The sequence below is a fragment of the Arthrobacter sp. L77 genome, assembly GCF_000816565.1.
GTDB classification, from domain to species: Bacteria; Actinomycetota; Actinomycetes; order Actinomycetales; family Micrococcaceae; genus Arthrobacter_D; species Arthrobacter_D antioxidans.
On the sequence record NZ_JWSU01000005.1, the window covers coordinates 371456 to 385488 of the forward strand.

Genomic DNA, 14033 nt, shown 5'->3' on the forward strand with positions numbered 1-14033 from the left:
CCCCCACCCGGACAGTCCCCCACCTCTCCTCAGTGCGCACGTGTGGCGGGTGCACGACGACGGCACCCTCCCCACGTGCGCAACGAACCCCGTGTGCCGGGGTCAGTCGGGATCGTCCCGGTTCCGCAGCGCGGGATCGAGCAGCTCGGCGAAGGCGCGGGGCTGCGCCGCGATCCACCAGTGCCCGCCGGGGACGCTCGTGACGGTGAGGTCCGACACCCAGTCCTCGAGCCCGTCCACGAGGTGCGGCGAGAGGAAGGGGTCCTTCAGCGGGACGATCACGTGCACGGGGACGGTGATCGGTCGCCGCCGGGGCTGCCGCACCGCGGTGGACATGGTGGTCCGGTAGAGGGCGAGTCCCCGCACCGGGTCCTGCCCCACAGTGCGCCGCGCCGTGAGCTCGTAGCGCCGCGTCAGCGCGTGTCTCCAGAGCGCCTCCGGCAGGACGGGCAGCTGGAAGAAACCGACGTACCAGCTGCGCAGCACCTGCCCCACGCCCTGCGGCACCAGCCGGGGGTTCCTGAAACGCCCGCGCAGCCACCGGGAGAAATGCCGGAGGTCGGGTCCGGAGATGCTGGTGTAGTCGAGGATCAGCCCCTGCGCGCGCTCGTCCTGCAGGGCGGCCCAGCCCTGGATCGACCCCCAGTCGTGGCCCACCAGCCGCACACCGCCCGGCGTGTCCACGGCGTGGAGGACGGCGAAGATGTCCTCCACGAGCTCCGTCAGCGTGAACCCGGCGCCCTCGTGGGCACGGGACCGGCCGGCGTTCCGGGTGTCGAACGCGACCAGGTGGTGCGTCGCGGCGAGCTCCCGGAGCACCGGGTGGAAGACACGGTGATCGTCGGGGTAGCCGTGCAGGAGGACGAGGGTCGGCGTGGACGGGTCCGGATCGAGGCCGTACTCGAACACGGCGAGATCGGCGCCCCCCGACTCGATCCGCCGGTGCCGCTCGCGCAATAGGTCCATGGGGTTCACCCTAGGGGCTGCGTCGGTGCGGCGGAGGCATCTCCGTGCGGCGTCCGACCGTCCGGGCGGATCCTGCCGCCGTCGAGCCAGACGCTCCGGTGCGCGACGGCGTCGGCGAACGCGGCGTCGTGCGTGGCCATGAGCACACAGCCGCCGTCCCGGGTATGGCGGGAGAGGACGGTGGCGAGGAGGTGGCGCGCGGGTTCGTCGAGGCCTGCGGTGGGTTCGTCGAGGGCCCAGACGGCCGGGCCCGTGGCGATGAGGGAGGCCAGCGCCACCATGCGCCGCTGCACGAAGCACAGTTCGTACGGGTGCGCGTCCGCCAGCGCTCCGAGTCCCAGCGCGTCGAAGGCGAGCACGGCCCGCCGGGCGGCGTCGTCCTTCCGGAGCCCCACGGCGCGCGGGCCGTAGGAGACCTCGCGCAGCACCGTGCGCTCGAAGAGCTGCTGGTCGGTGTCCTGGAAGAGGTATCCGACGGTGGCCGCGAGGGTGCCCGTCGGCTGCCGGTCGATCCGCACCCCGCCCGCGGTGACCGAGCCGGTGTCAGCCCGGGACAGCCCGTTCAGGTGCTGCAACAGGGTCGACTTGCCGGACCCGTTGGGGCCGCGGACGGCGACCACCTCCCCCGCCCGGACGGACAGGTCGACGCCGGCCAGCCCCGCCGGCGGAGCCGCCGAGCCGGGTTCCGGGGGGTAGCGGAAGCCGAGTCCACGCACCGCGACGAGCTCGGGGACCGTGGGACCGACGGGACGCGGGGCGGCGTCGTCGCCCAGCCGGAGGGGCTCGCCCTCCGTGCCGATGCCGAAGCGCTGCAGCCCGGCCCGGCGTGCCTCCGCCAGTGGACCCTCGAACACGGAGCGGCCGTCGGCGAGCGCCAGGACGCGCGCACCCTGCGGGGCGTGCCGCGGCAGCATGGGTGCGCAGACCACCACCCCGGTGCCGTTCCGGCGGAGCGCCTCCATGGCCCCGGCGACGTCCCGGGCCGCGTCGTCGTCGAGCCCCTGGAACGGCTCGTCGAGGACGATGACCTCGGGCCGCTGGACCACGGCGGCGGCGATGATGGTGCGCTGCAGCTGCCCGCCGGAGAGTCTGCGGGGATCACGGCCCAGGAGGGATGTGAGCTTGAGTGCGGCTGCGACGTCGTCGACGGCCTGCCGCAGCTCCCGTGCGGGCATGCCCCGGTTGGCTGGACCGAAGGCGATCTCCTCCGCCACGGTGGAGGACATCATGGACAGCTGCCCCCAGGCGCCCTGGGCGACGTACGCCACCCTGGCGCTCCACCGCGCGGGATCGATCCGCGGGTCGCCCGGCAGCCCGCGGAAGCGCACGGTCTCGTCGTCGAGCGTGAGGGTCCCGGTGAACGTGGAGCCCGCGTCGGCCCCTGTCATGCCCGCGAGCAGCCGGGCGAGGGTCGTCTTGCCGGAACCGGAGGCCCCCACGACCACCAGGTGGTCCCCCGCCTCCACGGTGAGGGCGACACCGGCGAGCGCCCGCGCGCCGTCGTCGTAGGCGAAGCCCGTGCTGTCGAGGGCGATCATGCCGCCGCCGTCAGGAGCCGGGCGGCGGAGAACACACCGACGACGGCGACCATCGCGCGGCGTGCCGCGCGCTGGCGCGCCGTGTCCGAGTCCGGCAGGTAGCTCGTGCGCGGGCCCGTGGAGGAGAAGCCGCGGGCCTCGAGCATGCGGGTGCGCTCGGAGGCATCCACGAGCAACCCGATCACGAGGGGCGTGAGCACGGTCAGCAGGGCCCGGACACGGGAGAACGGGCCGCGCCCCACGACGAGGCCACGGGCCTGCTGGGCCCGCGAGATCCGGCGTGCGCGCTGCGCGACGTGCGGGATGAGCCCGACGGCGGATCCGACGACGAAGACGAGCTTCCGGTTCCAGCCGCGGTGCGTCATGGTGGCCAGGAGGTCGGGGATGTCCAGCGTCATCGCGGCCGTCAGCAGCACCGCGGTGAACACGGTCATGCGCAGGCCCATGAGGGTGGCGAAGGCCAGGCCCTCGGCGGTCACGCGGGCGACGCCGAGATCGAGCAGGACGGTGGTGCCCTCGGGGAAGAAGAGCCCGTGGAGCAGCAGGGAGGAGAGGAGCAGGGGCCCCGCGACCAGGATGATCGCGAGGCCGATCTGCCGGGGCCGGCCGGACAGGAGCACGGCAGGGAGCACCCCGAGGACCAGCACCGCGAGGGAGAACTCCCAACGGTTCACCACCAGGACGAGCACCACCAGCAGGACCGCGGCGAGCAGCTCGGTCAGGGGGTTGTAGATCCTGCGGCGGGGCATGGTTCAGCCGACGCTGGAGTCGTTCCCGCGGGCGGGGGTGGTGCTTCCGGCGCCGGTACCCGCGGTGGCGGTGCCGGACGTGGCGGTGGCGGACGTGGCGGTGGCGGTGCCGGACGTGGCGCCGGCGACGGCGGGGGTACCGGCCCGGTTGCCCACCACCCGGTACGTACGGGCGAAGGGGAACTGGCGGATGGCACGCTGCGGCAGCGCGTACACGATCAGGGCGACGATGACGAACACCACGATCTTGTCCAGCGAGTCGGAGAGCAGGCCCTGCTTCGTCGCCGCGACCAGCAGCTTGTCCCCCATCGAGCGGAACACGGCGATGATCGCGTTGGTCCCGAACGTCCCGGCGGCACCGAACATGAAGACGGCCACCGGCGCCGCGACGAGTCCGCCGACCGCTCCGACGACGAGCCCCGCCACCGGCACGAGGTACACGCGGCGGAACGCGCCATAGCGTGCGGCCAGGCCCGCGAGCAGCCCGATCAGGGCGGCGCCCGCCGCGAAGGGCAGCGCGAACGGATTGAAGAGACCCCAGATGGCGTTGCTGATCGCACCCGTCGCGGCACCCGCCGCGGGGCCGGCCAGGACGGCGACGAGGACGGTGCCGATGGCGTCGAGGTAGATCTGCATGCCCAGGGATCCGGCGATCTGTCCGATCGCGATGTTCAGGGCGATGCCGAGCGGCATGATCACCAGGGAACTCGTGCTGAGCATCGGCAGGATCCCGCCCACCAGGAGCGCCCCGCCTCCGAGGAAGCCGAAGAGCGAGACGAGCGATGCCGTGCTGCCCATGCCGCCGGCGATCTCCGCCGGCTGGACGACGACGAGGAACGCGTAGGTGGCCGCGATGAGCGCAGCCCCGAGGACGATCAGGAGGCGCCGCGGCCGTTCGGCGGCGGGCTCGGAGGCCAGGGTCAGGGATGAGCTCACGGTATTCCTTGGGCGCGGTGGAGGGATGAGGACGCACCTCATGTCACCTCGGCGCCGGCCGCGCAGCAGTGCGTGGCAGCTACCAGTGTACCGGGGGCTGCACCGCCGCACGGGGCCCTGTGACAGGAACGGGGTCGGAGGGAACCGTCCTCACCCGTGCAGGCGCGCGACGTCGGACAGCCTGCGCACCATCAGGTCGAACACCTTCGCGGGGTCGTTGCCCGTGACGATCCGGGCGTTGGGCTCCCGCTTCCACATCCCCGCAGAATCGGCGACCGTCTGTCCGAAGGTGAGCGAGGATCCGGTCTCGACGTCCACGGTCGCCAGGCGTTCCTCGAAGCCGGCCTCCCCCGTCGCGACCATCGCGGCGAACAGGTCGTGGAGGTGCGCGACGTACCCCTGGTCGTACAGGCGGTGGAACTCCATGTAGAACCGGAGGGCATCGGACACGCAGGCGACGACGGCGTTGCCGCTCCTGCTGCGCGTGCCCTCCGGTTCGTCAGGGTCGAGGACCTCCGGCCCGGCCCCGGCGGCACGGGAGAGGGCATCGACGTGCGCGGGGGTGCACTCGATCCGCTCCGTGGTCTCGAGCGCGCACACGATGGGCAGCTTCCCGAACGGCAGGCCCTCGTAGGCGGCATAGACCTCCTTCGCCGCGTGCGGGTCCACGTGCGTGTTCCACTCGGCGACCGGCGTCGTGTTCCCCGGATAGTTGAACGCCCCGCCCATGATGACGAGGCCCTTCAGGAGCATCGGGAGCTGCGGCTCGGCACGGAGCGCGAGCGCGAGGTTGGTGAGGGGGCCCGTGACGACCCCCGTGACCTGGCCGGGGTGGTTGCGGACGGCCTCGACCCAGACGTCCACGGCGTGGCGCTCCGAGACGCCGCCGCGCGGTGGGGGCAGCACGGCGTAGCCGATCCCCTGGTCGCCGTGCGTCTCCTCCGTGGTGACGAGCGGGATCTCCAGCGGTACCTCGCTGCCGACGGCGACCTCCACGCCGGTGCGGCCGCACAGCTCGAGCAGGGCGAGGTTGTTGGCGGCGACCTGGCGGGCGCCGACGTTGCCCGCGGTGCAGGTGATCGCCTCCAGCGTCACGTCCGGCGAGCCGAGGAGGTACAGGAGGGCGACGGCGTCGTCGATGCCGGTGTCGGCGTCGAGCAGGAGACGGTGCCGGCCGCGCTCGGGGGCCACCGTCAGTCCGCCGCCGTGGTGCGCAGCAGCTGCAGGCGGATGGTGCGCGCCGTCTCCATGTGCCGGCGGGCGATACCCCGGGCGTCGTCGCTGCGCCGCTCGGTGATGGCGCTGATCAGCGCCTCGTGCTCGAGGAGCACCTCCTGCCAGCGGTTCCCCACGGACAGCGTGGAGCGCGGCGTGTGGATGAGGTGGGTCGAGAGCCGCTGCAGGAGGTCCATGAGGATGGGGTTGCGCGCGGCCGCCCACAGTGAGGTGTGGAACTCGAGGTTGTTGGTGACTCGAGCGGTGTCGTCGGGATCGACGACGGCGCGGTCGCGTTCCAGCAGCGCCTCGAGGCGCATGATGTCCGCGGCTCCGCGATTGAGCGCGGCCTGCCCGGCGGCCTCCTCCTCGAGCATCACCCGGAGGTCGTAGATCTGGATGACTTCCTGGGGGTCGATCTGCGGGACCTGGAGTCCGCGGGCGGCGCGTTCGAGCAGCCGTTCGTGCTGCAGGCGACTGAGCGCCTCGCGCACCGGGGTCCGCGACACGCCGAACCGCTCCGAGATGACCACTTCCCGCAGCGCCGTCCCGGGCGGGTGCACCCCGGCGAGGATCTCGCTGCGGAGGACGCGGAAGATCGCGTCGCCGTCCACCCGCGCCGACAGTTCCGCGGACTCGGCCATGGCGCCCTCCTCGGAGGTCTCGTGGTGCGGATGGTCAGGGCCACAGGCCCTGCTGGCGGCCCGGGCCGGGAGGCAGGCCTCCCGGCCCGGGCCGTGGGTGGACGCTAGCTCGCGAGCTGGCGCAGCACGTACTGCAGGATGCCGCCGTTGCGGTAGTAGTCCGCTTCACCCGGCGTGTCGATGCGCAGGACGGCATCGAACTCGATCGGCGATCCGCCGTCGGCCGGGGTGGCGCTGACCTTCACCGTCCGGGGGGTGCGGCCCTCGTTGAGCTCGGTGACACCGCTGACCGCGAAGGTCTCCGTGCCGGTGAGGCCGAGGCTCTCCGCGTTCTGGCCTTCGGGGTACTGCAGGGGCAGGACGCCCATCCCGATGAGGTTCGAGCGGTGGATGCGCTCGTAGCTCTCGGCGACGACGGCCTTGACGCCGAGCAGTGCGGTGCCCTTGGCAGCCCAGTCACGCGAGGACCCGGAGCCGTACTCCTTGCCGGCGAGGACCACGAGGGGCGTACCTGCCGCGCGGTAGTTCTCGGCGGCGTCGTACACGGCGGCCTGCGGCCCGTCCGGCTGCGAGAAGTCCCGCGTGAACCCGCCCTCGACGCCGTCGAGCAGCTGGTTCTTGATGCGGATGTTCGCGAACGTGCCGCGGATCATGACCTCGTGGTTGCCACGGCGCGAGCCGTAGGAGTTGAAGTCCTTGCGCTGGACGCCCTTCTCGGTGAGGTACCGGCCGGCCGGGGTGTCCGACTTGAAGGACCCTGCGGGCGAGATGTGGTCGGTGGTGACCGAGTCTCCGAGCTTCAGCAGCACCCGGGCGCCGTCGATGTCCTCGACCGGGCTCGTCTCGCGCTGCATGCCGTCGAAGTATGGAGGCTTCCGCACGTAGGTGGACTCGGGATCCCAGGCGAAGGTGTCGCCGTCGGGCGTGGGCAGGGACTTCCAGCGGTCGTCGCCCTCGAAGATCGTGCTGTAGCTCGAGGTGAACATCTCCTCGTCGATCGAGGAATCGATGACCTGCTGGACCTCGACCGGGTTGGGCCAGATGTCCTTCAGGAAGACGTCGTTGCCGGCCTCGTCCTGGCCGAGGGGCTCGGTGTCGAAGTCGAAGTCCATGGTGCCGGCGAGTGCGTAGGCGACCACCAGCGGCGGGGAGGCCAGGTAGTTCATCTTCACGTCCGGGTTGATGCGGCCTTCGAAGTTGCGGTTGCCGGACAGGACGGCGGTGACGGCGAGGTCGTTGTCCTGGATGGCCTGCGAGATCTCGTCCTCCAGCGGGCCGGAGTTGCCGATGCAGGTGGCGCAGCCGTAGCCGACCGTGAAGAACCCGAGCTTCTCCAGGTACGGGATCAGGCCCGACTTCTCGTAGTAGTCGGTGACGACCTTCGAGCCCGGGGCCACGGAGGTCTTGACCCACGGCTTGGACACGAGGCCCTTCTCGACGGCGTTGCGCGCCAGGACCGCGGCGGCGAGCATGACCGACGGGTTGGACGTGTTGGTGCAGGACGTGATCGACGCGATGCTGACGGCACCGTGGTCGAGCTCGAACTCGCGGCCGTCCTTCATGGTCACGCCGACCTTCTTCGACGGGCGCGTGGAGCCGTTCGATCCGGCGGCGACGGTCTCGCGGGGCTCCGCGTTCTCGTCCGTGACCGTCGACGTCGTACCGGGCGTGAAGCTCGGTGCGTCGGACGCGGGGAAGCTCTCCTGGGAGGACTCGTCCACCGTGCCACCGGGCGCGAACGTCAGCTCGGGGTCGTTGGAGTAGTTGCGCAGGTCCTCGCGGAACTGGGCCTTGGACCGGCTGAGCTCCACGCGGTCCTGGGGGCGCTTGGGACCGGCGATGGAGGGGACCACCGTGGACAGGTCCAGTTCCAGGTACTCGGAGAAGCGGATCTCGTGGGACGGATCGTGCCAGAGTCCCTGCTCCTTGGCGTAGGCCTCGACCAGCGCCACGTTCTCGGCCGGGCGGCCCGTGAGGCGCAGGTAGTCGAGCGTGACGTCGTCGATCGGGAACATGGCGGCGGTGGAGCCGAACTCGGGGCTCATGTTGCCGATGGTCGCGCGGTTGGCGAGGGGCACGGACGCGACACCCTCCCCGTAGAACTCGACGAACTTGCCGACCACGCCGTGCTTGCGCAGGATCTGCGTGATGGTGAGGACGACGTCGGTGGCGGTGGCGCCGGCGGGGATCTCACCGGTGAGCTTGAAGCCGACCACGCGCGGGATGAGCATGGAGACGGGCTGGCCGAGCATGGCGGCCTCCGCCTCGATGCCGCCGACGCCCCAGCCGAGCACACCGAGGCCGTTGACCATCGTGGTGTGCGAGTCGGTACCGACGCACGTGTCGGGGTAGGCGCGGAGGACGCCGTCCACCTCGCGGGTCATGACGGTGCGGGCCAGGTACTCGAGGTTCACCTGGTGCACGATGCCCATGCCCGGCGGGACGACCTTGAAGTCGTCGAACGCGGTCTGGCCCCAGCGGAGGAACTGGTAGCGCTCCCCGTTGCGCTGGTACTCGATCTCCATGTTGCGCTCGAGGGCGCCGGCGTTGCCGAACACGTCGATCTGGACGGAGTGGTCGATGACCATCTCGGCGGGCGCGAGCGGGTTGACGCGCTTGGGGTCTCCACCCAGGTCGGCGACGGCCTCACGCATCGTTGCGAGGTCGACGACGCAGGGGACGCCCGTGAAGTCCTGCATGATCACGCGCGCCGGGGTGAACTGGATCTCCGTGCTGGGCTCCGCTGCGGCGTCCCACTGCGCGAGGGCGCGGACGTGGCCTGCCGTGATGTTCGCGCCGTCTTCGGTGCGCAGCAGGTTCTCCAGCAGGACCTTGAGGCTGAACGGAAGGTTCTCGGCGCCTTCGACCGCGCTGAGCCGGAAAATTTCGTAACTGGCGCCTGCGACGTCGAGAACGCCCTTTGCGCCGAATGAGTCCGCGGTCGACATGACGTTGGCTCCCTTCAGAGAGGTTGTGGAATAGCACCATCCTATTCCACGACCGGGGACACTGTATACAGTCGTACACCGTGTCCCCGACCTCTCGGGACGATCCGGGCGAACGGGCTCAGGCCTTGTGGCGGACCGCGCCTTCGCGCTCCGCGCCGGACTGCAGCCCGGCCATGAGCGCCGCGTGTTCCTGGGACTCCACCCGGCTGTGGTCCACGACCGGGCCGGTCCCGGCGATCTCGCGGATGAGTTCGATCCCCGCGACCGCTTCCTCTTTCGATGTGTAATAAGCGGACACTGCCACGAGCGTTCCATCCGGAGCGGTCAGTTTCACCCGGAAACCGTCGTCGTGAGCGTCCACCAGTTTGAAGTACCCAGCCATCGTCTTACCTCCTTGTAAGGGACAACTTCTGCAACCTGTGATCCTCTAGCATAAGCATACTTACCGCCTCTGACACGGGGTCGTCGGATGGAATCGACCACCCGCCCGATCCACCGGCCGACGCCTGCGCAGGACACAGAAGGAGCACCATGACCGAGCCGAGCAGCGCAGGACATCCCGACGGCGGAACCCGGGCGCCCGGGCATCCCGACGACGGACACTCCGACGGCCGTCCCGCCCCTGATCGGCGCGAGGAGATCCTGGAACCGTCCCCCGGGGCGGGCCACCATGCCGCGAGCATCAGGGACGAGCAGGGGATCCACGAGGCCGGCGCCGTGCCGCCCGCGTACGACGGCGACGACCCGGCAGGCGGGCAGGACGACGCGCACCATCGGCGCCGCCCGGAGGACGCCGCCCTCGAGCACGACACGTGGGACGGCGGGGCCGCGGATCGCTGACGCTGCTCAGCGGCCCAGCCCCGCGAGCCGGGCCACGAGGGACGACGGCGTCACCCGCGTGAGCGCCACGAGGGCCTTGTAGCGGACGCTGGGAACGGAGACGGCCTTGCCGGCCGCGGTGTCGCGCAGTGCGTCCCGCACCACGAGACCGACATCGAGCCACATGGCGGCAGGGATGGACGAGGCCTCCATCCCCATGCGCTGGTGGAACTCCGTGCGGACGAAGCCGGGGCAGACCGCCGTCACCCGGATCCCCTCACGCCCGTACACCACGTTCGCCCAGCGGCTGAAGCTGATCATGGCCGCCTTCGCGGCGCCGTAGGTGCCCCGCGGCGTGAATCCGGCGACGCTCGCCACGGTGATGATCGTGCCGGCACGCCGGGGCCGCATCGACTGCAGGGCCGCATGCGCCAGGGCGAGGGGCACCTCGACGTGGATCCTCAGGTGGCGGATCTCGTCCTCCAGAGCGTTGTCAGCGAACGGCCCGACCAGGCCGTATCCCGCATTGTTGACGAGCACCGTGACGGGCGCCGAAGTGTTCTCCGCGGTCCGCAACCGGTCCAGCACGCGCGCGAGGCCGTCGTCGTCGAGCAGGTCCGCGGCGATCGTATCGACCCCGACACCCTGCGCCCGATACGTCGACGCTGCATCCCCGAGCGGGCCCGGTGACCTGGCGACCAGCACCAGATCGCATCCTCGGGCCGCGAACTGGCGCGCGAATTCGGCGCCGATCCCCGACGTGGCTCCGGTGATCAGGACGGTCTCGGTCATTTCCCCACCCTCCCCCACACCTGTCGGCGACACAAGGGACGGACCCGAGGGACGGCCCGCGGATCCGCCGTCCGGCCATGCAACGTCGATGCGACCCCCGGCGGTGTACGTTCGCGCTACCGGCGGGCAGACGACGCACACCTGCGCGTTCCGTCCGTCGAGTCCAGCGCCGGCACAGCCGGCGCGACCGATGTGTCACGAGAGGAAGTTCCATGAGCGGTAACAGAGCTGTTGCGTACAAGGGACCAGGGAAAGTGGAGGTCATCGACACCGAGTACCCCACATTCGAACTGAAGGACGGGCCGGGGGTGAATCCGGCCAACGTGGGCCGGGCCCTCCACCACGGCGTGATCCTCAAGACCGTCACGACCAACATCTGCGGATCGGACCAGCACATGGTGCGCGGGCGCACGACGGCGCCGGCGGACCTCGTGCTGGGCCACGAGATCACAGGCGAGGTCGTCGAAGTGGGGCGCGACGTCGAATTCATCAAGAAGGGGGACATCTGCTCCGTCCCCTTCAACATCGCCTGCGGGCGGTGCAGGAACTGCAAGGAACGCAAGACCGGCATCTGCCTGAACGTCAATCCGGCCCGCCCCGGTGCCGCCTACGGCTACGTGGACATGGGCGGCTGGGTCGGCGGGCAGGCCGAGTACGTCCTGGTGCCCTACGCGGACTGGAACCTGCTGAAGTTCCCGGACCGGGACCAGGCCATGGCGAAGATCCTCGATCTGACGATGCTGTCGGACATCTTCCCCACCGGCTATCACGGTGCCGTCACGGCGGGCGTCGGCGTGGGATCGACGGTCTACATCGCCGGCGCCGGCCCCGTGGGTCTCGCCGCCGCGGCGTCGGCGCAGCTCCTGGGTGCCGCCGTCGTGATCGTGGGCGACCTCAACGAGGACCGGCTGGCCCAGGCACGGAGCTTCGGTTGCGAGACCGTCGACGTGTCCAAGGGTGATCCGCGGGATCAGATCGAGCAGCTGCTGGGCGTACCCGAGGTCGACTGCGGCGTCGACGCCGTGGGCTTCGAGGCTCGTGGCCACGGAAAGGGTGCAGCGACCGAGGCACCCGCCACGGTGCTCAACTCGCTGATGCAGGTGACGGCCGCCGGCGGTGCACTCGGCATCCCGGGCCTGTACGTCACCGGAGACCCGGGAGGCATCGACGAGGCCGCGAAGGTCGGGTCGCTGTCGATCAGTCTCGGTACCGGGTGGGCGAAGTCGCTGTCCTTCACCACCGGACAGTGTCCGGTGATGAAGTACCACCGCGGCCTGATGATGGCGATCCTGCACGATCGTGTGCAGATCGCCAAGGCCGTGAACGCGAAGGCGATCGGCCTGGACGACGCGCCCCGCGGCTACGAGGAGTTCGACGCCGGAGCTGCGACCAAGTACGTCATCGATCCGCACGGGATGGTTGCCGCCTGATCAGGCCGTGGCCCGCGTGAGCGGGACCGGAAGGGGCTCGGACCGTCACGGTCCGGGCCCCTTTTTCGGGCCCTCCCTACGCCTTTTCCTGCGTCCAGGATCACCCGCCGCGGGTGAGTGTCCCAGACCAGGCCCGATAGGTCCAGCAAAAATTCCCAATTTCACAGAATGTCAATCACGGTTCAGTACCGATTTGGCATCGAAACGAAAATACTCTACGGTAGGGGCAGTTCCCCTTCAGGGGAAAGCGAAAACGCTGCCGCTCGGCGAGCAGCGATGAATGCCCGGCACCGCCCTCCACCGCTCGTTGCTCAATAGGCGGCTGCCGAACCATGACCTCTAATACTGTCGAGGTGAGCAGCGGCGCGAAGAAGTCCGGGGACGGACCTAGTGCAGGTGGCCTTTCGGAGCATCGTAACGCCATGAACACTAACAAATTCAGCACCAGCGCCCGTCGCGGACTCGCAGCAGTAGCACTCACCGGCCTCGGCCTCGGCGCAGCGGCCGGTGCGGCCAACGCCGCCCCCGCCAGCGACTGGGATGCACTGGCACAGTGCGAGAGCGGCGGAAACTGGGGCATCAGCACCGGCAACGGCTTCTCCGGCGGACTGCAGTTCACCCCGTCGACCTGGGCCGCCTTCGGCGGTCAGGGAGCTCCCCAGAACGCTTCGCGTGAGCAGCAGATCGCCGTCGCCGAGAACGTGCTCGCCGGTCAGGGCTGGGGCGCATGGCCCGCCTGCTCCGCCAAGCTCGGCCTGAGCAGCGCCGCCACTCCGGGCGGCGCAGTGCAGTTCCAGGAAGCCGCCGCTCCGGTCCAGGTCCAGGCTCCCGCCGTCCAGGCCCCCGTTGCGCCCGTCGTCCAGGCTCCGGTCCAGGCCCCCGTTGCGCCTGTCGCCCAGGCGCCTGTCGTCCAGGCACCCGCCGTCCAGGCGCCCGTCGCCGTCCAGGCTCCCGCCGTCGCCCCCGTGGCGCTGAGCGGCCAGACCTACACCATCCAGTCCGGTGACACCCTCAGCTCGATCGCCGACAAGCTCGGCGTCGTCGGCGGCTGGCAGGCACTGTTCGCTGCGAACACCGATACCGTCATCCACGCGGACCTGATCTTCACCGGTCAGACCCTGCAGCTCCCGGCCTAGTCCAGGAGCCCCCCGGGTCCGGTAGCGTACAGAGCGCCCGCCGCCCGCACAGCACGAACACCGGAGCCCCCGTCGTCACGACGGGGGCTCCGGTGCATTCAGCCCCGGGTGATACCGGGGATCAGCTGCAGGACGTGGCGTCGACGTCGATCTTCAGGTTGTGGGGTACCGAGTAGTCGCGGTCCGGGGAGGAGAACGCCACGAGGATGTTCTCGGCGCTGCCGTGGGTGACGCCGTCGGCGAGTTCCACCGTGACGATGATGTTGATGTGGGCGTCGGGCAGGAACCGGTAACCCTCCGCGGGCACGGGCGGGCCGATCGGCTCGGCCGGCTTCGTCGGGGTGGGTGCAGCCGTGTGCTCCTCGTGCGCACCGGCCTCCGGTGCCGTGTGGTGATGTCCCTCGCGGTTCGCGGTCTGCACCTTCGCCGAGACGATGTCCAGGCCCTCCGGGTCGCCCAGGGCCATCTCGCCGAACGTGAAGGTCTCGAGGGTGGGATTGTGCAGCATGACGGTGTAGCGCAGACGGCTGTCCCGGGGCTGGACACCGCACAGTTCCGCGCCGTCGACACCGACGTTCAGGGGATCATCGCCGAGGTCGCTGCCCACGGGCTCGGCCCTGCTGCCGTCCGGATCGGAGACCGCGGCGGGCGCCGACCCCCGGCTGCCGTCCGCTGTGTTCACCCCGAGCGGGTTCTCCTCGGCGGTCCCGCATCCGGCGAGCGCCAGGGACGTGGCGAGCGCGACGGCGCCGAGTGCGGCGCCACGACGGTGCGGCAGTACGGTCAGGAATTTCACGGTGAGCCCATTCATGTCGGCCGTCCACCGGATCACGAACGTCCGGCGCTGGTGCCTGCTATTC

13 protein-coding genes are annotated in these 14033 nt (G+C 70.5%); 3 read left to right on the forward strand and 10 right to left on the reverse strand.

Going from position 1 to position 14033, the window contains the following annotated elements; translation table 11 throughout:
- Positions 1-102: 102 nt before the first annotated feature.
- From RY94_RS09755 to RY94_RS09790, 8 genes are all read right to left on the reverse strand, one after another.
- Positions 103-966, reverse strand: a complete 864-nt coding sequence (locus RY94_RS09755) for an alpha/beta fold hydrolase (protein WP_052274245.1) — start codon at positions 964-966, stop codon at positions 103-105.
- 5 nt (positions 967-971) lie between these two features.
- Complete coding sequence (locus RY94_RS09760) at positions 972-2504, reverse strand: ABC transporter ATP-binding protein (RefSeq protein WP_052274209.1); 1533 nt, start codon at positions 2502-2504, stop codon at positions 972-974.
- The gene (locus RY94_RS09765) at positions 2501-3253 is read right to left on the reverse strand and encodes an energy-coupling factor transporter transmembrane component T (protein WP_052274210.1); all 753 of its coding nucleotides are present in this window, start codon (positions 3251-3253) and stop codon (positions 2501-2503) included. Before RY94_RS09765 ends, RY94_RS09760 begins: the two co-directional genes overlap by 4 nt.
- A gap of 3 nt (positions 3254-3256) precedes the next feature.
- A complete protein-coding gene (locus RY94_RS09770) occupies positions 3257-4189 on the reverse strand; it encodes an ECF transporter S component (protein ID WP_331375539.1) in 933 nt (310 codons plus the stop codon).
- Positions 4190-4339: 150 nt separating this feature from the next.
- Positions 4340-5380: a nucleoside hydrolase gene (locus RY94_RS09775; protein WP_043444450.1), complete on the reverse strand. Its 1041-nt coding sequence runs from the start codon at positions 5378-5380 to the stop codon at positions 4340-4342.
- A gap of 2 nt (positions 5381-5382) precedes the next feature.
- On the reverse strand, positions 5383-6048 hold the full coding sequence (locus RY94_RS09780) for a GntR family transcriptional regulator (protein ID WP_043444452.1): 666 nt from the start codon (positions 6046-6048) through the stop codon (positions 5383-5385).
- A 104-nt stretch (positions 6049-6152) separates the two neighbouring features.
- Positions 6153-8996, reverse strand: coding sequence for an aconitate hydratase (locus tag RY94_RS09785; protein WP_043444453.1), 2844 nt, complete (start codon positions 8994-8996; stop codon positions 6153-6155).
- A 118-nt stretch (positions 8997-9114) separates the two neighbouring features.
- The gene (locus RY94_RS09790; RefSeq protein ID WP_052274211.1) at positions 9115-9378 is read right to left on the reverse strand and encodes a YegP family protein; all 264 of its coding nucleotides are present in this window, start codon (positions 9376-9378) and stop codon (positions 9115-9117) included.
- 149 nt (positions 9379-9527) lie between these two features.
- On the opposite strand from RY94_RS09790, the gene RY94_RS09795 reads away from it, so the two are divergent.
- Positions 9528-9836 (forward strand): hypothetical protein, encoded by a 309-nt coding sequence (locus RY94_RS09795; RefSeq protein ID WP_043444455.1) that lies wholly within the window; start codon positions 9528-9530, stop codon positions 9834-9836.
- 6 nt (positions 9837-9842) lie between these two features.
- Here RY94_RS09795 and RY94_RS09800 read toward each other — a convergent pair whose 3' ends face one another.
- Positions 9843-10607: an SDR family NAD(P)-dependent oxidoreductase gene (locus tag RY94_RS09800; RefSeq protein ID WP_043444457.1), complete on the reverse strand. Its 765-nt coding sequence runs from the start codon at positions 10605-10607 to the stop codon at positions 9843-9845.
- A 212-nt stretch (positions 10608-10819) separates the two neighbouring features.
- Between RY94_RS09800 and fdhA the strand changes: the two genes are divergently transcribed.
- Together fdhA and RY94_RS09810 are read left to right on the forward strand one after the other, a co-directional pair.
- Positions 10820-12037 carry a formaldehyde dehydrogenase, glutathione-independent gene (fdhA, locus tag RY94_RS09805; protein WP_043444459.1) on the forward strand — a complete coding sequence of 406 codons (1218 nt, stop codon included), beginning with the start codon at positions 10820-10822 and terminating at the stop codon, positions 12035-12037.
- Positions 12038-12459: 422 nt separating this feature from the next.
- Positions 12460-13173, forward strand: a complete 714-nt coding sequence (locus RY94_RS09810) for a LysM peptidoglycan-binding domain-containing protein (RefSeq protein WP_043444462.1) — start codon at positions 12460-12462, stop codon at positions 13171-13173.
- Between the two features lie 121 nt (positions 13174-13294).
- Here RY94_RS09810 and RY94_RS09815 read toward each other — a convergent pair whose 3' ends face one another.
- On the reverse strand, positions 13295-13969 hold the full coding sequence (locus tag RY94_RS09815) for a hypothetical protein (RefSeq protein WP_156135119.1): 675 nt from the start codon (positions 13967-13969) through the stop codon (positions 13295-13297).
- Positions 13970-14033: the final 64 nt, after the last annotated feature.